This window comes from Marinobacter litoralis, assembly GCF_003336705.1.
In the GTDB taxonomy this organism is placed as follows: Bacteria; Pseudomonadota; Gammaproteobacteria; order Pseudomonadales; family Oleiphilaceae; genus Marinobacter; species Marinobacter litoralis.
Genome location: NZ_QMDL01000005.1, coordinates 20,873 through 39,237 on the forward strand (window position 1 = coordinate 20,873; position 18,365 = coordinate 39,237).

Annotated in this window: 32 protein-coding genes; all 32 read left to right on the forward strand. The window is 52.6% G+C overall.

Translation table 11 applies throughout. The features are described from left to right. Nucleotides 1-27 precede the first annotated feature (27 nt). The 32 genes from rpsL to rplQ all read left to right on the forward strand — a co-directional run bounded on the left by rpsL (nucleotide 28) and on the right by rplQ (nucleotide 18,147). Nucleotides 28-402, forward strand: a complete 375-nt coding sequence (gene rpsL, locus DOQ08_RS14900; RefSeq protein WP_012139854.1) for a 30S ribosomal protein S12 — start codon at nucleotides 28-30, stop codon at nucleotides 400-402. A 111-nt stretch (nucleotides 403-513) separates the two neighbouring features. Next, the gene (rpsG, locus tag DOQ08_RS14905) at nucleotides 514-984 is read left to right on the forward strand and encodes a 30S ribosomal protein S7 (protein WP_114335783.1); all 471 of its coding nucleotides are present in this window, start codon (nucleotides 514-516) and stop codon (nucleotides 982-984) included. An 18-nt stretch (nucleotides 985-1,002) separates the two neighbouring features. Next, a complete protein-coding gene (gene fusA / locus DOQ08_RS14910; RefSeq protein ID WP_114335784.1) occupies nucleotides 1,003-3,108 on the forward strand; it encodes an elongation factor G in 2,106 nt (701 codons plus the stop codon). 35 nt (nucleotides 3,109-3,143) lie between these two features. After that, nucleotides 3,144-4,340 (forward strand): elongation factor Tu, encoded by a 1,197-nt coding sequence (gene tuf, locus DOQ08_RS14915; protein ID WP_114335785.1) that lies wholly within the window; start codon nucleotides 3,144-3,146, stop codon nucleotides 4,338-4,340. A gap of 187 nt (nucleotides 4,341-4,527) precedes the next feature. Then, nucleotides 4,528-4,839, forward strand: a complete 312-nt coding sequence (rpsJ, locus tag DOQ08_RS14920; protein WP_114335786.1) for a 30S ribosomal protein S10 — start codon at nucleotides 4,528-4,530, stop codon at nucleotides 4,837-4,839. 75 nt (nucleotides 4,840-4,914) lie between these two features. Continuing rightward, nucleotides 4,915-5,553, forward strand: a complete 639-nt coding sequence (gene rplC, locus DOQ08_RS14925) for a 50S ribosomal protein L3 (protein WP_114335787.1) — start codon at nucleotides 4,915-4,917, stop codon at nucleotides 5,551-5,553. Between the two features lie 11 nt (nucleotides 5,554-5,564). Continuing rightward, nucleotides 5,565-6,170, forward strand: a complete 606-nt coding sequence (gene rplD / locus DOQ08_RS14930; RefSeq protein ID WP_114335788.1) for a 50S ribosomal protein L4 — start codon at nucleotides 5,565-5,567, stop codon at nucleotides 6,168-6,170. Continuing rightward, the gene (rplW, locus tag DOQ08_RS14935; RefSeq protein ID WP_114335789.1) at nucleotides 6,167-6,460 is read left to right on the forward strand and encodes a 50S ribosomal protein L23; all 294 of its coding nucleotides are present in this window, start codon (nucleotides 6,167-6,169) and stop codon (nucleotides 6,458-6,460) included. The genes rplD and rplW overlap by 4 nt, the downstream gene beginning before the upstream one ends. Nucleotides 6,461-6,477: 17 nt before the next feature. After that, the gene (gene rplB / locus DOQ08_RS14940; protein ID WP_114335790.1) at nucleotides 6,478-7,305 is read left to right on the forward strand and encodes a 50S ribosomal protein L2; all 828 of its coding nucleotides are present in this window, start codon (nucleotides 6,478-6,480) and stop codon (nucleotides 7,303-7,305) included. Between the two features lie 23 nt (nucleotides 7,306-7,328). Next, a complete protein-coding gene (rpsS, locus tag DOQ08_RS14945; protein WP_114335791.1) occupies nucleotides 7,329-7,604 on the forward strand; it encodes a 30S ribosomal protein S19 in 276 nt (91 codons plus the stop codon). Nucleotides 7,605-7,620: 16 nt separating this feature from the next. Then, complete coding sequence (gene rplV / locus DOQ08_RS14950; RefSeq protein WP_044387658.1) at nucleotides 7,621-7,953, forward strand: 50S ribosomal protein L22; 333 nt, start codon at nucleotides 7,621-7,623, stop codon at nucleotides 7,951-7,953. Between the two features lie 11 nt (nucleotides 7,954-7,964). Next, nucleotides 7,965-8,648: a 30S ribosomal protein S3 gene (rpsC, locus tag DOQ08_RS14955; RefSeq protein ID WP_011784249.1), complete on the forward strand. Its 684-nt coding sequence runs from the start codon at nucleotides 7,965-7,967 to the stop codon at nucleotides 8,646-8,648. Nucleotides 8,649-8,660: 12 nt separating this feature from the next. Continuing rightward, nucleotides 8,661-9,074, forward strand: a complete 414-nt coding sequence (gene rplP, locus DOQ08_RS14960) for a 50S ribosomal protein L16 (RefSeq protein ID WP_114335792.1) — start codon at nucleotides 8,661-8,663, stop codon at nucleotides 9,072-9,074. Beyond that, entirely contained in the window at nucleotides 9,074-9,265 is a 192-nt protein-coding gene (gene rpmC / locus DOQ08_RS14965) for a 50S ribosomal protein L29 (protein WP_114335793.1), read from the forward strand. Before rplP ends, rpmC begins: the two co-directional genes overlap by 1 nt. A 1-nt stretch (nucleotide 9,266) precedes the next feature. Continuing rightward, complete coding sequence (gene rpsQ / locus DOQ08_RS14970; RefSeq protein WP_114335794.1) at nucleotides 9,267-9,533, forward strand: 30S ribosomal protein S17; 267 nt, start codon at nucleotides 9,267-9,269, stop codon at nucleotides 9,531-9,533. Between the two features lie 18 nt (nucleotides 9,534-9,551). Further along, nucleotides 9,552-9,920: a 50S ribosomal protein L14 gene (gene rplN / locus DOQ08_RS14975; RefSeq protein ID WP_114335795.1), complete on the forward strand. Its 369-nt coding sequence runs from the start codon at nucleotides 9,552-9,554 to the stop codon at nucleotides 9,918-9,920. Between the two features lie 17 nt (nucleotides 9,921-9,937). Further along, on the forward strand, nucleotides 9,938-10,258 hold the full coding sequence (gene rplX / locus DOQ08_RS14980) for a 50S ribosomal protein L24 (protein WP_114335796.1): 321 nt from the start codon (nucleotides 9,938-9,940) through the stop codon (nucleotides 10,256-10,258). Between the two features lie 15 nt (nucleotides 10,259-10,273). After that, nucleotides 10,274-10,813: a 50S ribosomal protein L5 gene (gene rplE / locus DOQ08_RS14985; RefSeq protein ID WP_114335797.1), complete on the forward strand. Its 540-nt coding sequence runs from the start codon at nucleotides 10,274-10,276 to the stop codon at nucleotides 10,811-10,813. 12 nt (nucleotides 10,814-10,825) lie between these two features. Further along, on the forward strand, nucleotides 10,826-11,131 hold the full coding sequence (gene rpsN, locus DOQ08_RS14990) for a 30S ribosomal protein S14 (RefSeq protein WP_114335798.1): 306 nt from the start codon (nucleotides 10,826-10,828) through the stop codon (nucleotides 11,129-11,131). A gap of 88 nt (nucleotides 11,132-11,219) precedes the next feature. Continuing rightward, nucleotides 11,220-11,612 carry a 30S ribosomal protein S8 gene (gene rpsH / locus DOQ08_RS14995; RefSeq protein ID WP_114335799.1) on the forward strand — a complete coding sequence of 131 codons (393 nt, stop codon included), beginning with the start codon at nucleotides 11,220-11,222 and terminating at the stop codon, nucleotides 11,610-11,612. A gap of 9 nt (nucleotides 11,613-11,621) precedes the next feature. Further along, the gene (gene rplF, locus DOQ08_RS15000) at nucleotides 11,622-12,155 is read left to right on the forward strand and encodes a 50S ribosomal protein L6 (protein WP_114335800.1); all 534 of its coding nucleotides are present in this window, start codon (nucleotides 11,622-11,624) and stop codon (nucleotides 12,153-12,155) included. 9 nt (nucleotides 12,156-12,164) lie between these two features. Further along, a complete protein-coding gene (rplR, locus tag DOQ08_RS15005; RefSeq protein ID WP_114335801.1) occupies nucleotides 12,165-12,512 on the forward strand; it encodes a 50S ribosomal protein L18 in 348 nt (115 codons plus the stop codon). Nucleotides 12,513-12,524: 12 nt separating this feature from the next. After that, on the forward strand, nucleotides 12,525-13,025 hold the full coding sequence (gene rpsE, locus DOQ08_RS15010; RefSeq protein WP_114335802.1) for a 30S ribosomal protein S5: 501 nt from the start codon (nucleotides 12,525-12,527) through the stop codon (nucleotides 13,023-13,025). 4 nt (nucleotides 13,026-13,029) lie between these two features. After that, nucleotides 13,030-13,218, forward strand: a complete 189-nt coding sequence (gene rpmD / locus DOQ08_RS15015) for a 50S ribosomal protein L30 (RefSeq protein ID WP_007153997.1) — start codon at nucleotides 13,030-13,032, stop codon at nucleotides 13,216-13,218. A gap of 1 nt (nucleotide 13,219) precedes the next feature. Continuing rightward, complete coding sequence (gene rplO, locus DOQ08_RS15020) at nucleotides 13,220-13,654, forward strand: 50S ribosomal protein L15 (protein ID WP_114335803.1); 435 nt, start codon at nucleotides 13,220-13,222, stop codon at nucleotides 13,652-13,654. Between the two features lie 17 nt (nucleotides 13,655-13,671). Beyond that, nucleotides 13,672-14,994 carry a preprotein translocase subunit SecY gene (gene secY, locus DOQ08_RS15025; protein ID WP_114335804.1) on the forward strand — a complete coding sequence of 441 codons (1,323 nt, stop codon included), beginning with the start codon at nucleotides 13,672-13,674 and terminating at the stop codon, nucleotides 14,992-14,994. Nucleotides 14,995-15,025: 31 nt separating this feature from the next. Then, entirely contained in the window at nucleotides 15,026-15,139 is a 114-nt protein-coding gene (gene rpmJ / locus DOQ08_RS15030) for a 50S ribosomal protein L36 (protein WP_008174902.1), read from the forward strand. Between the two features lie 140 nt (nucleotides 15,140-15,279). After that, nucleotides 15,280-15,636, forward strand: a complete 357-nt coding sequence (gene rpsM, locus DOQ08_RS15035; RefSeq protein ID WP_114335805.1) for a 30S ribosomal protein S13 — start codon at nucleotides 15,280-15,282, stop codon at nucleotides 15,634-15,636. A gap of 13 nt (nucleotides 15,637-15,649) precedes the next feature. Beyond that, complete coding sequence (gene rpsK, locus DOQ08_RS15040) at nucleotides 15,650-16,039, forward strand: 30S ribosomal protein S11 (RefSeq protein WP_004580767.1); 390 nt, start codon at nucleotides 15,650-15,652, stop codon at nucleotides 16,037-16,039. A gap of 18 nt (nucleotides 16,040-16,057) precedes the next feature. Next, nucleotides 16,058-16,678 (forward strand): 30S ribosomal protein S4, encoded by a 621-nt coding sequence (gene rpsD, locus DOQ08_RS15045; RefSeq protein WP_114335806.1) that lies wholly within the window; start codon nucleotides 16,058-16,060, stop codon nucleotides 16,676-16,678. Nucleotides 16,679-16,713: 35 nt separating this feature from the next. Next, entirely contained in the window at nucleotides 16,714-17,718 is a 1,005-nt protein-coding gene (locus DOQ08_RS15050) for a DNA-directed RNA polymerase subunit alpha (RefSeq protein WP_114335807.1), read from the forward strand. A 33-nt stretch (nucleotides 17,719-17,751) separates the two neighbouring features. Continuing rightward, entirely contained in the window at nucleotides 17,752-18,147 is a 396-nt protein-coding gene (gene rplQ / locus DOQ08_RS15055) for a 50S ribosomal protein L17 (protein WP_114335808.1), read from the forward strand. The last annotated feature ends 218 nt before the right edge of the window (nucleotides 18,148-18,365 follow it).

Below are 18,365 nucleotides of genomic sequence, written 5' to 3' on the forward strand. Positions count from 1 at the left end.
TGGTATGGTTTTTTGGAGTTTGCTTACATGGCAACGATTAATCAGTTGGTGCGTAAGCCTCGTAAGCGCAAGGTAGCCAAGAGCGATGTTCCTGCTCTTCAGGCCTGTCCTCAGCGCCGTGGTGTATGTACTCGTGTGTACACCACAACGCCGAAGAAGCCGAACTCAGCACTTCGTAAAGTGTGCCGTGTTCGTCTGACAAACGGCTTCGAGGTTTCGTCATACATTGGTGGTGAAGGTCACAACCTTCAGGAGCACAGTGTTGTGCTGATCCGTGGCGGTCGAGTAAAAGACCTTCCGGGTGTGCGCTATCACACTGTTCGCGGTACTTTGGATACCCAGGGTGTTCAGAACCGTAAGCAGGGCCGCTCCAAGTACGGTGCAAAACGACCCAAGTCCTGATGTCCCTAGCGGGTGTCTTTTATCGTTGCTTGTCAGAACGGTGAGAGTAAGGCTGAGTAGCTATTGCTATCTCAGGGGTTCCTGAAGACCTTTAAATATAAGGGCTTATCGATGCCTAGAAGAAGAGTTGCAGCAAAACGGGAAATTATTCCCGATCCTAAATTCGGCAGTGCACGTCTTGCGAAATTCATCAACCACGTGATGGAAAGTGGCAAGAAGTCGACTGCAGAGCGCATTGTTTACGGTGCTCTGACAATCGTTGCCGAGAAGTCTAATGAAGAGCCGATCGAAATGTTCGAGAAGGCCCTGGAAAACATTCAGCCGATGGTTGAGGTTAAGTCCCGTCGTGTTGGTGGTGCTACCTACCAGGTGCCTGTAGAAGTGCGGCCTTCCCGTCAGAATGCGCTGGCCATGCGTTGGTTGGTGGAGTTCTCTCGGAAGCGTGGTGAAAAGTCCATGGCTCAGCGTCTAGCTGGCGAAATTCTTGACGCGGCCGAAAGTAAAGGTTCTGCAGTTAAGAAGCGTGAAGACGTACACCGCATGGCAGAAGCCAACAAGGCTTTCTCTCACTTCCGTTTCTAATCAGCCGAGGTTTATACAGTGGCACGCAAAACACCGATTAAACGTTACAGAAACATTGGTATCTGTGCGCACGTTGATGCGGGCAAGACCACCACGACCGAACGTATTCTTTACTATACGGGTCGTAGCCATAAGATGGGTGAGACCCACGATGGCGCGTCTACCACTGACTGGATGGAGCAAGAGCAGGAGCGTGGTATTACCATCACCTCTGCCGCTGTTACGACATTCTGGCAGGGCATGGACAAGCAGTTTGATGAGCACCGCGTAAACATCATCGACACCCCGGGCCACGTTGACTTCACTATCGAAGTTGAGCGTTCCCTGCGTGTACTCGATGGTGCTGTCGTTGTGTTCTGTGGTTCTTCTGGTGTTGAGCCTCAGTCTGAGACTGTTTGGCGTCAGGCGAACAAGTACGAAGTACCTCGCATGGTTTTCGTGAACAAGATGGACCGTGCCGGCGCAGATTTCTTGCGCGTTGTCGAGCAAATTAAAGCTCGTCTTGGTGCGACTCCTGTGCCTCTTCAGTTGCCGATCGGTGCCGAAGATCAGTTCGCGGGCGTTGTGGATCTGCTGCGCAACAAGGCGATCTACTGGAGCGACGACGATCTGGGTATGACCTATCAGGAGGGCGAAGTTCCTGCCGATATGGTTGACCAGGTTCAAGAATACCGCGAAGCGTTGATTGAAGCAGCTGCTGAAGCCAACGAAGAGTACATGGACAAGTATCTCGAGGGTGGCGAGCTTACCCTGGAAGAGATCAAGGCGGGCTTGCGTGCTCGTACTCTGGCCAACGAAATCGTTCTGGCTTGCTGTGGTTCTGCATTTAAGAACAAGGGTGTTCCTGCGGTTCTGGATGCGGTTATCGAATATCTGCCGGCTCCCGACGAAGTTCGTGCGATTCGTGGTGAAGTTGACGAAGACGGTACCGAGGAAACTCGTCCGGTTGACGACAACGCACCGTTCGCCGCTCTGGCGTTCAAGATTGCAACTGACCCGTTCGTAGGTGCTCTGACCTTCTTCCGTGTCTACTCCGGTAAGCTTGAATCCGGTAACTCCGTATTCAACTCCGTAAAAGGCAAGAAAGAGCGTGTGGGCCGTATGGTTCAGATGCATGCCAACGATCGTGAAGAGATCAAAGAAGTTCTGGCGGGCGACATCGCTGCTGCGATCGGCCTTAAGAACGTAACGACGGGTGATACCCTGTGCGACGAGAACCACAAGATCATTCTTGAGCGCATGGAATTCCCTGAGCCGGTTATCTCTGTAGCTGTTGAGCCGAAGTCAAAGGCTGACCAAGAGAAGATGGGTGTTGCTTTGGGTAAATTGGCCCAGGAAGATCCTTCGTTCCGTGTTCGTACTGACGAAGAGTCTGGTCAGACCATCATCTCCGGTATGGGTGAGCTTCACCTGGATATCATCGTTGATCGTATGCGTCGCGAGTTCAAGGTAGAGGCGAACATTGGTAAGCCTCAGGTTGCCTACCGCGAGTGCATTCGTAAGCCGGTTGATGTCGAAGGTAAGTTTGTTCGTCAGTCTGGTGGTCGTGGTCAGTACGGTCACGTCAAGATCAAGCTTGAGCCGCTTCCGTTGGATGATGAAGATGGCGAAAACTTTATCTTTGTGAACGAAATCGTTGGTGGTGTTGTTCCTAAGGAATACATTCCGGCTGTACAGCAGGGTATTTCCGAGCAGATGCAGAATGGTTGTCTAGCTGGCTACCCTCTGCTGCGCATCAAGGCGACCCTGTATGACGGTTCGTATCACGATGTTGACTCCAACGAAATGGCCTTTAAGGTTGCCGGTTCCATGGCAATGAAGAAGGGTGCACTGGAAGCCAATCCTGCGCTTCTGGAGCCGATCATGAAAGTTGAAGTTGTCAGCCCTGAGGAGTACATGGGTGACGTCGTCGGTGACTTGAACCGTCGTCGTGGTCTGATCCAGGGTATGGATGACGGCCCTGCGGGCAAGATCATCCGCGCTGAAGTTCCGTTGTCGGAAATGTTTGGTTACGCCACTGATCTGCGTTCAGCGACACAGGGTCGGGCGTCTTATGCGATGGAGTTCTCCCGTTATATGGAAGCTCCTTCGAACATTGCCGAAGCGATCATTAAAAAGGGTTGATCCCCAGGACTTAAGAAACAGGAAGAGGTGTAACCGTGTCTAAAGAAAAATTTGAACGTAGTAAACCGCACGTAAACGTCGGAACCATCGGTCACGTTGACCATGGTAAGACCACTCTGACCGCTGCTCTGACTCGTGTATGTCACGAAGTTTGGGGTACAGGTTCTGCAAGTGCTTTCGACCAGATCGATAACGCACCGGAAGAGCGTGCACGTGGTATAACCATCGCCACTTCACACGTTGAGTACGATTCTCCTGCGCGTCACTACGCACACGTAGACTGCCCGGGCCACGCTGACTATGTTAAAAACATGATCACTGGTGCCGCTCAGATGGACGGTGCGATTCTGGTTTGTTCCGCAGCTGACGGCCCAATGCCTCAGACTCGCGAGCACATCCTGCTGTCTCGTCAGGTTGGCGTTCCTTTCATCGTTGTGTTCCTGAACAAAGCGGACATGGTTGACGATGAAGAGCTGCTTGAGCTGGTTGAGATGGAAGTTCGTGACCTGCTGAGCATGTACGACTTCCCGGGTGACGATACTCCTATCATCACCGGTTCTGCGTTGATGGCTTTGGAAGGCAAAGACGACAACGAAATGGGTACTACCGCTGTTAAGAAGCTGGTAGAAGCTCTGGACGCGTACATCCCGGATCCTGAGCGTGCTGTTGACCAGCCGTTCCTGATGCCGATCGAGGACGTATTCTCTATCTCCGGCCGTGGTACTGTTGTAACGGGTCGTGTAGAGCGCGGTATCATCAAAGTTGGTGAAGAAGTTGAAATCGTTGGTATCAAAGATACCGTGAAGACAACTTGTACTGGCGTTGAAATGTTTCGTAAGCTGCTTGACGAAGGTCGTGCTGGTGAGAACGTAGGTGTTCTGCTGCGTGGTACCAAGCGTGACGACGTTGAGCGTGGTCAGGTTCTGTGCGTACCGGGTTCTATCAACCCGCACACCAAGTTTGAGTGTGAAGTGTACGTATTGTCCAAAGAAGAAGGTGGTCGTCATACTCCGTTCTTCAAGGGCTACCGTCCTCAGTTCTACTTCCGTACCACAGACGTGACCGGATCGTGCGAACTGCCGGAAGGTGTTGAAATGGTAATGCCAGGTGACAACGTTCAGATGGTTGTTACTCTGATTGCTCCGATCGCCATGGAAGATGGTCTGCGCTTCGCGATTCGTGAAGGCGGCCGTACCGTTGGCGCCGGTGTTGTTGCCAAGATCATCGAGTAATACGCTCGGTTGATCAGGAAAAAGGGGCTGAAAGTTATCAGCCCCTTTTTCTGTTTAGGTCGCAAAGCTATCCCAACCGTGTCAACTGCTTCGGCAGTTGACACGGTTGGGTATTATGCATACAATGCGGCTCCTTTTTTTGAAGGTCGGCTAACTAGTAGCTGCTACGAGTGGAGTTTGGTGCATCATGCAAAGCCAAAAAATTCGAATCCGGTTGAAGGCGTTTGATTATCGCCTTATCGACCAGTCCACGCAGGAGATCGTCGATACCGCTAAGCGGACCGGCGCTCAAGTTCGTGGTCCTATTCCTCTGCCGACGCGGAAGGAAAAGTACACGATACTGGTATCCCCGCACGTCAACAAAGACGCGCGAGATCAGTATGAAATTGGTACGCACAAGCGTTTGCTCGACATTGTTGAGCCTACGGAAAAGACAGTGGATGCTCTGATGAAGTTGGACCTGGCAGCAGGTGTAGACGTTCAGATCAGCCTCGGCTAATACCTTTTGGTATTAGAGTGTGTAACTGTCATAGGCCATAGAGGGTGCGAGCCCCGTACACTTAAGAGGTGAAACATGGCAATTGGTGTTGTCGGTCGTAAGGCCGGTATGACCCGTATTTTTACGGAAGATGGGCAGGCTCTGCCTGTTACAGTAATCGAGGTTGAACCCAACCGGATTACCCAACTCAAAACTCTCGAAAACGACGGCTACCGTGCAGTTCAGGTAACCGTAGGTTCTCGTCGTTCCTCCCGTGTTACTAAGGCGGAAGCAGGTCACTACGCGAAAGCTGGCGTTGAAGCCGGTCGTGGTTCCTGGGAATTCCGTTTGGCAGATGGTGAAGGTGAAGAGCTGGCCGCTGGCGGCGAGCTAACTGTCTCTGTATTCGAAGACGGTCAGGTGGTTGATGCCACTGGTCGCTCCAAGGGTAAGGGCTTCCAGGGCGGTGTTAAGCGCTGGAACTTCTCCATGCAGGATGCTACCCACGGTAACTCCCTTTCTCACCGTGCTCCGGGTTCCATTGGTCAAAACCAGACTCCGGGTAAGGTATTCAAGGGTAAAAAGATGGCCGGTCAGATGGGTAATGCGCAGGTTACTGTGCAGAACCTCAAGATTGTCCGTGTCGATGCCGAGCGCAACCTGCTGCTAGTAAGTGGTGCCGTACCCGGCGCAACTGGCGGCGATGTTGTCATCAAGCCTGCAGTCAAAGCCTGAGGAGCGGTTCGATGGAATTGACAATTACTGGTAGTGGCAAGGGAATTTCTGTTTCCGATGCTGCGTTTGCCAAAGATTTTAACGAAGCTCTGGTTCACCAGGTGGTTACTGCATATATGGCAGCTGGCCGTCAGGGTACCAAGGCTCAGAAGACACGTTCTGAAGTCAGAGGTGGTGGTAAGAAGCCTTGGCGTCAAAAAGGTACCGGCCGCGCGCGTGCGGGTACTATTCGTAGCCCGATCTGGCGTTCAGGTGGCGTAACATTCGCTGCCAAGCCTCGCGACTTTGAACAGAAAGTTAACCGTAAGATGTACCGTGCGGCCATGTGCTCGATCCTTTCCGAGCTGGTTCGTCAGGAACGTCTGGTAGTGGTTGACGAGATCAGCGTCGATACTCCTAAAACCAAGGTGTTCACAGCGAAATTGGCGGACCTGGGTGTTTCTAATGCCCTGATTCTGTCAGAGACCGTTGAGCAGAACCTGCACCTTGCTTCTCGCAATATCCCTCACGTGGACGTTCGCGATGTGGCAGGTCTGGACCCTGTTAGCCTGGTTGCCTACGAGAAGGTCGTGGTCACTGTTCCCGCTCTGAAGAAGATCGAGGAGATGCTGGGATGAATCAGGAACGTATTTACAAGGTCCTGCTTGGACCGCTCGTATCAGAAAAAGCTTCTCGCGTAGCGGAGCACGGCCAGGTGGTTTTTCGTGTTGCCCCTGATGCGACCAAGCCCGAGATCAAGAAAGCCGTTGAGCAGTTGTTCAACGTCACCGTAGAAGGTGTTCAGGTTCTGAACCGTAAGGGTAAGCTTAAGCGCACTATCCGCGGGTTCGGCAAGCGTAATGACATTCGTAAGGCTTACGTTAAGCTGGCAGAAGGTCAGGACATCGATTTTCTGGATGTGGAATAAGGTAAAGGGGTCGTAATATGCCGATCGTCAAGACCAAACCAACATCTGCCGGACGCCGTCACGTTGTAAAGCTTTACAACCCGGATTTGCACAAAGGGCGCCCATACCAGTCGTTGGTAGAAGCACAGAGTAAGACTGGTGGCCGTAATAATAATGGCCGTATTACCAGTCGTCACATTGGTGGTGGTCACAAGCAGCACTACCGTGTAATCGATTTTAAACGGACTAAAGATGGTATCCCGGCGGTTATTGAACGCTTGGAATACGATCCTAACCGTTCAGCGCACATTGCGTTGGTCAAGTATGCCGATGGCGAGCGTCGTTACATCATCGCTCCTAAAGGTATGAAGGCTGGCGATCCTGTGCGCTCCGGCGTCGACGCGCCGATTAAAGTGGGTTCTACTTTGCCGCTCCGGAATATTCCGGTTGGTTCTGTGATTCACTGCGTCGAACTCAAGCCTGGCAAAGGTGCTCAGCTGGCTCGCTCTGCGGGCGCATCCGTACAGCTGGTTGCAAGGGAAGGGGCTTACGCCACTATCCGCCTGCGTTCAGGTGAAATGCGTAAGGTGCTTGTAGATTGTCGCGCCACGTTGGGTGAAGTTTCCAACAGTGAGCACAGTCTGAAGCAGCTTGGTAAAGCGGGTGCATCACGTTGGCGCGGTAAACGTCCAACAGTACGTGGTGTTGCTATGAACCCAGTTGACCACCCGCATGGTGGTGGTGAAGGGCGTACCTCTGGTGGACGTCACCCGGTTACTCCGTGGGGTGTTCCGACCAAAGGGCATAAGACTCGTAAGAACAAACGTACTGATAAGATGATAGTACGTCGTCGTTCGGCCAAGTAAACGACTACATAGAGGTAATTGCTGTGCCACGTTCTTTAAAGAAAGGTCCTTTTATAGACCTGCATCTGTTGAAGAAGGTCGAGGCAGCTCTGGAAAAAAGCGACAAGCGTCCAATTAAAACCTGGTCCCGCCGGTCGACAATTTTCCCAGAGATGGTAGGCCTGACCATTGCAGTCCACAACGGCAAGCAGCACGTGCCGGTTTATGTCACCGAAGATATGGTAGGACATAAGCTGGGTGAGTTCGCGGCAACGCGTACTTATCGTGGTCATGCGGCCGACAAGAAAGCTAAACGCTGATCCTGAGGTAATAGAAATGGAAGTAGCAGCCAAGTATAAGGGCGCTCGCCTCTCAGCTCAGAAAGCGCGTCTTGTCGCTGACCAAGTACGCGGCAAGGCTGTTGAGGACGCCCTGAATATTCTGACTTTCAGCCCGAAGAAGGCGGCTGGTGTGATCAAGAAAGCTCTTGAATCTGCCATCGCTAACGCTGAGCACAACGAAGGTCTGGACGTTGATGATCTGCGGGTCTCCACTGTAATGGTGGATGAAGGCCCAACGCTCAAGCGAATCAAAGCTCGAGCCAAGGGGCGCGCTGACCGTATTATGAAGCGCACCTGTCATATCACCGTCAAGGTCGCCGACAAGTAGGAGATGCTCAGATGGGTCATAAAGTAAATCCGACCGGCATACGCCTGGGTGTGATTAAAGAGCACAACTCAGTTTGGTACGCCGACAAAAAGGACTACGCGAAAAACCTGTTGAATGATATTCAGGTTCGCGAGTTCCTCGACAAGCGTCTGGTTAAGGCGTCTGTCAGCAAGATCGTGATCGAGCGCCCTGCTCAGAACGCCCGGATCACGATCCATACCGCCCGTCCCGGTATTGTTATCGGTAAGAAGGGTGAAGATGTTGATCGTCTGCGTCGTGAAGTTAGCGACATGATGGGTGTGCCTGTGCACATCAACATCGAAGAAGTCCGCAAGCCGGACCTGGATGCCCGCCTGGTAGCGCAAAACGTTGCCGGACAGCTTGAGCGTCGTGTGATGTTCCGTCGCGCTATGAAGCGTGCCGTTCAAAACGCTATGCGTCAGGGTGCCAAGGGTATCAAGATTCAGGTTGGTGGTCGTCTTGGGGGTGCTGAAATCGCACGTTCCGAGTGGTATCGCGAAGGTCGTGTTCCTCTGCACACACTGCGTGCAGATATTGATTACGCAACCTATGAAGCGCACACCACTTACGGCGTTATCGGCGTGAAGGTATGGATCTTCAAAGGTGAGATTCTTGGTGGTATGGAACAGGTCCGTGCTGACAAGAAAGCCTCTGGGAAGAAAGGTTCTAAGTAAAGGGGCACTCTTATGCTGCAACCAAAACGCACCAAATTTCGCAAGGTAATGAAAGGCCGTAACACCGGTCTTGCTCAGCGAGCTACTAAGGTGAGCTTCGGTGAATACGGATTGAAAGCGACAACCCGTGGACGTATAACTGCGCGTCAGATTGAGGCAGCGCGTCGTACCATGACTCGTAAGATCAAGAGGGGCGGTAAGATCTGGATTCGGGTTTTCCCGGATAAGCCGATCACCGGTAAGCCGCTCGAAGTTCGAATGGGTAAAGGTAAGGGTTCTGTCGAGTATTGGGTGGCTGAAATTCAGCCAGGCCGCATGCTCTACGAAATGGAAGGTGTTTCCGAGGAATTGGCTCGGGAAGCCTTTACATTGGCAGCGGCCAAACTGCCTGTACAGACCACCTTTGTAACGAGGACGGTGATGTGATGAAAGCAACAGAGCTGCGTGAAAAGTCCGTTGAGGAGCTGAACAGCGAGCTGATCAACCTCCTGAAGGAGCAGTTCAACCTGCGTATGCGTAAAGCGACAGGTCAGCTGAATCAGTCTCATCTCCTCGGCAACGTGAAACGCGACATTGCGCGCGTTAAAACGGTAATGAATGAAAAGGCAGGACAGTGACATGACCGAAGCTACCCAAACTGCCAGAACTCTGAGCGGGAAGGTCGTGAGCAACAAGATGGACAAGTCCATCGTGGTCCTGGTTGAGCGTCAGGTGAAACACCCTCTGTACGGTAAGTACATGAAGCGTTCAACCAAGATCCATGCGCACGATGAAAGCAATCAGTGCAACATCGGCGACACCGTAACCATCGAGGAAACCCGTCCGGTCTCCAAGACTAAGAGCTGGGCTCTGGTTGAGGTCACCGAACGCGCTTCCAAGGTGTAATTCGCCCGGAGAACAACCATGATTCAGACTCAAACAATGCTTGAAGTCGCGGATAACAGCGGTGCACGTCAAGTTATGTGTATCAAGGTCCTGGGCGGATCTCACCGGCGTTATGCCAGCGTTGGGGATATCATTAAGGTAACCGTTAAGGAAGCCATCCCACGCGGCAAGGTGAAGAAAGGCCAGGTCCTTAAGGCTGTTGTAGTACGTACCCGTAAGGGTGTGCGTCGTCCAGACGGTTCTTTGATCCGTTTTGACGGTAACGCGGCGGTACTTCTGAACACTCAGGACGCGCCCATTGGTACCCGTATCTTCGGACCGGTTACTCGTGAGCTGCGAAACGAAAAGTTCATGAAGATTATCTCACTGGCACCCGAAGTACTTTAAAGGACCAGAGGCCGGTTATGAAAAAGATTAAACGAGATGACGAAGTAATCGTCACCGCGGGGAAAGACAAAGAGAAACGTGGTAAAGTCCTGAAGGTTCAGGACGATGGTCGCGTGATTGTTTCTGGGATCAACATGATCAAGAAGCACACAAAGCCTAACCCGATGCTCGGCACCCCAGGTGGTATCGTCGAAAAAGAAGCGCCTATCCAGGCTTCCAACGTGGCTATTTTTAATCCGCAGACCGGCAAAGCCGATCGTGTTGGCTTCCAGATCAAGGAAGACGGCACTAAAGTGCGGATCTTCAAGTCCACGAAAGAACCTGTCGATAACCAGTAAGCGGTGGTGGTTACGATGCTTAACATGAAAGAGCAGTATTCAAAGGAAGTGGTACCCGCCCTGCAGAAAGAGTTCGGCTACAAGAACGTTATGCAGGTTCCGCGTATCGAAAAAATCACCCTGAACATGGGTGTCGGTGAAGCTGTTGGTGACAAGAAACTGATTGAGAATGCCGTCGCGGATCTTGAGCGTCTGGCTGGTCAAAAAGTTGTTGTGACCAAAGCAAGAAAATCTGTAGCGGGCTTTAAAATCCGTGAAGGTTGGCCGATTGGTTGTAAAGTGACCCTGCGCGGTGAGCGCATGTGGGATTTCTTTGATCGCCTGGTGCACATTGCGGTTCCCCGCATTCGTGACTTCCGTGGCCTCAATCCGAAATCCTTCGACGGTCGCGGTAACTACAGCATGGGTGTGCGTGAGCAGATCATCTTCCCAGAGATCGAGTACGACAAGGTCGACAAGGTCCGCGGGTTGGATATCACCATCACTACCTCTGCCGATACCGACGACGAAGGTCGCGAACTGTTGAAAGCCTTCGGCTTTCCGTTCAAGAAATAAGGAACGAGTGACATGGCTAAGGTTTCAATGAAAAACCGTGAGCTGAAGCGCGAGCAGACTGTGGCTAAATACGCAGCCAAGCGCGCCGAGCTCAAGGCGATTATCAAAAACCCTAATACCAGCGACGAAGAGCGTTGGGACGCACAGATGAAGCTGCAGCAGCAGCCTCGCAATGCGAGCCCTTCACGTCTTCGGAATCGTTGCCAGGTGACTGGTCGTCCTCACGGCGTTCTGCGCAAGTTCGAACTTTCACGGATTAAACTCCGCGAATACGGCATGCGCGGTGACGTTCCAGGGCTGACCAAGGCTAGCTGGTAAGACAGGCATCCTGACTTCGGTCAGGAGCCCGTTGGTAAGCGGTGCGGCGCGCCGCTGCACAACTAAAAAGATCAGGAGACTCATTGTAATGAGTATGCAAGATACGCTTGCGGATATGTTTACCCGTATTCGTAATGCTCAGATGGCACAGAAGGCCGATGTGGTCATGCCGTCTTCCAAAATGAAAATCTCCGTGGCCCAAGTTCTGAAGGACGAAGGTTACGTTGGAGAATTTTCCGTTTCAGCTGATGCCAAGCCCCAGCTAACGATCAACCTGAAATACTTCGGCGGTAAGCCGGTTATTGAAGAGATCAAGCGGGTTAGTCGTCCGAGTCTGCGCCAGTACAAAGGCGCTGGGGAACTGCCGAAAGTATCCGGTGGTCTGGGAGTCGCGATTGTCTCAACGTCCAAGGGCGTTATGACAGACCGCGCCGCACGAGCTGCTGGCGTGGGTGGCGAAGTCATCTGCACCGTATTCTAGGAGAATCACATGTCCAGGGTTGCCAATAATCCTGTCGTGCTGCCTTCCGGTGTTGAGGTTAAGCTGAACGGACAGGAAATTAATGTAAAGGGTGCCAAAGGTGCTCTTGAACTCACCATTCACCAAGCGGTTGAAGTAAAGCAGGAAGACGGTCGTCTTCGCTTTGCAGCGCGCGATGGTGCTAAAAAGTCCCGCGCTCTTGCTGGTACTACTCGGGCGTTGGTTAACAATATGGTTAACGGCGTATCTACAGGCTGGGAGCGTAAGCTTCAGCTGGCAGGTGTAGGTTACCGTGCTCAGGCGCAAGGCAAAAAGCTCAATCTGACACTGGGTTTTTCCCACCCGGTCGAATACGAGCTGCCCGAGGGTGTTACCGCTGAAACTCCGTCTAACACGGAAGTCGTCATTCGCGGTATCGACAAGCAACAGGTTGGCCAGGTCGCTGCAGACATTCGCGCGTTCCGTCCGCCCGAGCCTTATAAGGGCAAAGGTGTTCGTTATGCGGATGAGCAGGTAAGACGCAAAGAAGCCAAGAAGAAATAAGGCGGGACTATGAGCGCGAATAACGAAAGACTGCGTCGCGCACGTAAAGTGCGCATGAAAATTCGTGAGCTGGGTACTGACCGTCTGTGCGTTCACCGCACACCACGTCACATGTACGCCCAGGTTACAACTGCAGATGGCAGCAAAGTGCTGGCAACTGCCTCCACGTTGGATAAGGAATTGCGCCAGGGTGCAACCGGTAACGTGGACGCCGCTAAAAAAGTCGGTCAGCTGATTGCTGAACGCGCTAAGGCGGCAGGCATTGAGAAGGTCGCATTTGACCGCTCAGGTTACCGTTATCACGGTCGCATTCAGGCTTTGGCCGACGGTGCTCGTGAAGCTGGCTTGCAATTCTAAGAGGTGGAGAAGATGAGCGTTAACGAACAGAAGGCGCCTGAGCTCCAGGAAAGGCTGGTTCAGGTCAATCGAGTCGCTAAGGTTGTTAAAGGCGGCCGTATCTTTGCCTTCACTGCACTGACCGTAGTGGGTGATGGTAAAGGACGCGTTGGTTTTGGTCGTGGTAAGGCCCGGGAAGTTCCGGTCGCGATCCAGAAGGCTATGGAAGCTGCGCGTAAAAACATGGTAGACGTCGCTCTAGACGGCAACACGCTTCAGTACCCGGTTCGTGCACAGCACGGCGGTTCTAAAGTGTTTATGATGCCGGCTTCGGAAGGTACCGGTGTAATTGCTGGTGGTGCGATGCGTGCAGTGCTTGAAGTAGCGGGCGTTCAGAACGTTCTCTCTAAGTGCTACGGCTCTACAAACCCGGTGAACGTTGTACGTTCAACCATTAAGGGTCTGCAGGCAATGAATGCGCCTGAAGATGTTGCAGCCAAGCGCGGTAAATCCGTCGAAGAAATCCTGGGTTGAAGTCATGGCGAACGCAAAAACGATCAAAGTAACTCTGACCCGCAGCCCAATCGGCTGCCAGCCTAAGCACAAGCTTTGTGTAAAGGGCTTGGGTCTTCGTAAAATCGGTCACACCGTCGAAGTAGAAGATACTCCTTCTATTCGCGGCATGATCAACCGGGTTAATTACCTGGTGCAGGTTGAGGAGAACTAAGATGCGTCTGAACGAACTTGCTCCGGAACCTGGTTCACGTCCTACCGCTAAGCGTGTTGGTCGTGGTATCGGTAGCGGACTCGGTAAAACGGGCGGTCGCGGTCATAAAGGTCTGAAATCCCGTTCCGGTGGCTCCGTAGCCCCTGGTTTCGAGGGTGGTCAGCAGCCTTTGGCCCGTCGTCTGCCAAAATTCGGTTTCACCTCGCGTCAGCAGCGTTATGTTGCTGAGATTCGCCTGAATGAACTGGCGAAGGTTGAAGGTGACGTCGTTGATCTGGCAGCACTGAAGAAAGCTGACATTATTCGTGAAGAAATTCGCGTTGCTAAGGTTATGCTTTCTGGTGAGTTGGATCGCGCGGTAACCGTTAAAGGGCTACGTGTCACCAAAGGCGCACGCGAGGCAATTGTTGCCGCGGGTGGGAAAGTCGAAGACTAAGACGAGTCGAGGACTAAATGGCCAAGACAGCATCATTGCCTGCGGGTGCCGGAAAAGGATTTGCAGAGCTGCGTTCGCGGCTCTGGTTCGTCTTTCTGGCGTTGTTGGTGTACCGCATCGGTGCTCATATTCCGGTGCCGGGCATCAACCCAGACCGTTTGGCGGCATTGTTTGATCAGAATCAGGGTACAATCCTGAGTCTGTTTAACATGTTCTCCGGTGGTGCGCTTGAGCGCATGAGTATTTTCGCACTCGGTATCATGCCGTATATTTCGGCCTCGATCATCATGCAGCTCATGACTGCGGTCAGTCCGCAGCTTGAGCAACTGAAGAAAGAGGGTGAAGCTGGTCGTCGTAAGATTAGCCAGTACACGCGGTATGGTACGGTTATCCTGGCCCTGGTTCAGGGCTTTGGTATTTCGGTGGGGCTTGCCTCTCAAGGTGTTACGTTTAACGATAGCTTCAGCTTCCACTTTGTGGCGGTTGTCTCTTTCGTTTGTGGTGCCGTCTTCATGATGTGGCTTGGTGAGCAGATCACCGAGCGTGGTATCGGAAACGGTATCTCCCTGCTTATTTTTGCAGGTATCGTCGCGGGCTTGCCGGGGGCTATTGGTCAGACCCTGGAGCAAGCTCGTAACGGAGAGATGAGTCTGCTGGTTGTGCTCGGTATTGGCGTGCTGGCTGTAGCTGTAGTCGGATTCGTGGTGTTTATGGAGCGAGGCCAACGTCGTCTCACCATAAATTATGCGAAACGGCAGCAGGGGCGTCAGGTGTTCGCTCAGCAATCCAGTCATTTGCCGCTTAAGGTGAATATGGCCGGTGTTATTCCGCCGATCTTTGCTTCTTCGATTCTGCTTTTCCCGGCATCGCTGGGACAGTGGTTCGGGCAAGGTGAGGGCATGGAATGGTTGAGCGATGTATCACAGGCATTGGCTCCGAGCCAACCTTTGTATATTATTCTGTTCGCAGCAGCAGTTGTTTTCTTCTGCTTCTTCTACACAGCGCTGATGTACAACCCTAAAGAAGTTGCGGATAACCTCAAGCGTTCCGGCGCGTTCATTCCGGGGATTCGTCCGGGAGAGCAGACGGCAAAGTACATCGATGGTGTGCTTACCCGTCTAACGTTGTTCGGGGCTATGTATATTGCAGCGGTGTCCCTGTTTCCTCAGTTCCTGATGGTCGCAGGTAACGTACCTTTCTATCTTGGTGGTACATCACTGCTGATTGTTGTAGTCGTGGTGATGGATTTCATGGCGCAGGTTCAGTCGCACCTGATGTCTCATCAGTATGAATCACTGATGAAGAAGTCCAATCTCAAGGGCTATGGACGGAACGGCTGATAGCCGTTCCCCTTGAAAACTGGAGTCGACAATGAAAGTACGCGCTTCGGTAAAGAAAATTTGCCGTAACTGCAAAGTAATTCGACGCAATGGCTCAGTTCGAGTCATCTGCTCGGAGCCTCGCCACAAGCAGCGCCAGGGCTAATCCCACGGGATCAGAACTGACATTGTAAAAGGGGTTCGGAATAAGGCGCTTGACTCAAGCCTGAGTCAAGCGTTATTATTTCGCGCCCTTTTTGTGGCGGAAAATTCACACAGCAAAGCTTTGAACGCGGAGTAATTTGGATGGCACGTATAGCCGGTGTCAATATACCCGATCACAAACATGCTGTTATCTCACTGACATACATCTTTGGTGTCGGCAAGACAACAGCCCAGAAGCTTTGCGATGCAACCGGCGTTAAGCCGGACGTCAAGGTCAAAGACCTTACCGACGAGCAGCTTGAAGCACTTCGTACTGAAGTGGGCAAGTTTACCGTCGAAGGCGATTTGCGTCGTGAAGTACAGATGAACATTAAGCGTTTGAAGGATCTCGGTTGCTTCCGTGGTCTGCGCCATCGTCACGGACTTCCAGTTCGCGGCCAGCGCACCAAGACCAACGCCCGCACCCGTAAAGGTCCACGCAAACCTATTCGTAAGTAACAGGTAGGCAAACATGGCAAAGCCAGGTACACGTACCCGTAAAAAGGTGAAAAAGACGGTTGTTGATGGCGTCGCGCACATTCACGCGTCCTTCAACAACACCATCGTGACCATTTCGGACCGTCAGGGCAACGTATTGTCCTGGGCCACCTCAGGTGGTTCCGGCTTCCGCGGTTCACGTAAGAGTACACCTTTTGCTGCGCAGGTAGCAGCTGAAAGAGCCGGTAATGCGGCTGCTGAATACGGCCTTAAAAACCTGGATGTAGAGGTTAAGGGTCCTGGGCCCGGACGTGAATCTGCAGTTCGTGCCCTCAATGGGTGTGGCTACAAGATCACTAACATCACTGATGTGACGCCGATTCCCCATAACGGTTGTCGTCCGCCCAAAAAGCGCCGCGTCTAACACAGGAGACAGTGAAATATGGCTCGTTATATAGGCCCGAAGTGCAAGCTGTCTCGTCGTGAAGGGACAGATCTTTTTCTGAAGAGCGGTGTTCGCGCGCTCGATTCCAAGTGCAACATCGAGACTCCGCCGGGTATGCACGGCGCGCGTCGCGGTCGTCTGTCCGAGTACGGCTTGCAGCTTCGCGAGAAGCAAAAAGTTCGTCGTATCTACGGTGTGCTTGAGAAGCAGTTCCGTGGGTACTACAAAGAGGCAGCCCGTCGGAAGGGCGCAACCGGTGAAAACCTGTTGCAACTTCTGGAAGGCCGCCTGGATAACGTTGTATATCGCATGGGTTTTGGTTCTACCCGTGCTGAGTCCCGTCAGCTCGTTTCTCACAAAGCGATCCTGGTTAACGATAAGCCGGTAAACATTCCGTCTTATCAGGTTAAAGCAGGTGATGTTGTGAGTCTGCGCGAGAAGGCCAAGAATCAGTTGCGTGTTAAAGGCGCACTGGAACTGGCTGGTAGCCGCGCGCCGGTGAGCTGGGTAGAGGTTGACGCCAACAAGATGTCCGGCGTTTACAAGTCAGTGCCTGAGCGTACTGAACTGCCTGCCGACATCAACGAGAACCTCATCGTCGAGCTTTACTCTAAGTAAAGCCCAGTTAGCAACGATAGCAGATAGGGGCGTCTATGCAGCGTTCAGTACATGAGTTATTGACACCTCGTACGATTGACGTGAAAGAGTCCGGCGCTTTGCGTGCCAAGGTTACCCTGGAGCCGCTAGAGCGCGGCTTCGGTCATACTTTGGGCAGTGCGCTTCGTCGCATTCTTCTGTCTTCGATGCCAGGCTGCGCCGTGACTGAAGCACAGATCGACGGTGTCCTGCACGAGTACAGTGCCATCGAGGGTGTCCAGGAGGACGTCATTGAGATTCTTTTGAACCTCAAAGGCGTTGCCGTAAAGATGAACGGACGTGATGACACTGAGCTGACACTCAGAAAAAAAGGTCCGGGCGTTGTAACTGCTGGTGATATCACGTTGGATCACGACGTTGAGATCGCTAACCCGGAACACGTTATCTGTCACCTGAGCGAGAACGGCGAACTGAACATGCGCTTGCGCGTGTCTCGTGGTCGCGGTTACGAGCCGGCTGATCAGCGTGGACTGGACGAGGACGAAACTCGTGCCATTGGGCGTTTGCAGCTTGATGCTACGTTCAGCCCGGTTCGCCGAGTGTCTTATGCGGTTGAAAGTGCACGGGTTGAGCAGCGTACAGACCTCGACAAGCTGGTTATTGATCTGGAGACAAACGGTACGATCGATCCGGAAGAAGCAATTCGCCGGGCCGCGACTATCCTCCAGCAGCAACTGGCTGTATTCGTCGATTTCGATCATGAGAAAGAGCCAGAGCGCGTAGAAGAAGAGGAAGAAATTGATCCGATTCTGTTGCGTCCGGTTGATGATCTTGAGTTGACTGTACGTTCGGCTAACTGCTTGAAGGCAGAAAACATTTACTATATCGGCGATCTAATTCAGCGCACAGAAGTGGAGCTGCTGAAGACGCCTAACCTTGGCAAAAAGTCGCTTACCGAGATCAAGGACGTTCTAGCGTCCCGTGGTCTGTCACTGGGAATGCGTCTTGATAACTGGCCGCCGGCAAGCCTTCGTGGTGATGACCGGGTTCTGGGCGGTTAATCGCCGATTAGTTTAAGGTAAGGAATCAGAGCAATGCGTCATCGTAAGAGTGGTCGTAAGTTCAACAGGACCAGTGCGCATCGCAAGGCCATGTTCCGTAACATGACTGCGTCACTGGTTGAGCACGAGCTGATCAAAACGACGCTCCCGAAAGCGAAAGAACTGCGTCGGGTAGCAGAGCCATTGATCACGCTCGCAAAGAATGATTCGGTTGCAAACCGTCGTCTGGCGTTCGCGCGCCTGCGTAGCGATGCAGCGGTAGCTAAGCTTTTCAACGAGCTTGGCCCCCGTTACAACGAGCGACCGGGTGGTTACCTTCGTGTCCTGAAGTGCGGCTTCCGTGCTGGCGACAATGCCCCTATGGCATTTGTTGAGCTGGTCGGTCGTCCTCTGGACATCGAAGCTGAAGAGATGGGCGACGACGAGTAAAATCGTTTAGGCTGTTTCTTGATAAGGCCGGGATCCGAAAGGTTCCCGGTTTTTTTGTGTCTGGAACTTGAGGGTTCTGGCGGCGTGCTAACTTGGCGGGTTGGCCAGGGGTGCTAGGTTTATTTTCTTTGGAAAAATAACTCGCTGCGCTCAGACATCTTTTTCCGGCAGAAAATAAACCTAGCACCCCTGACCGACGTAGTTTTGTGGTGTTTTCC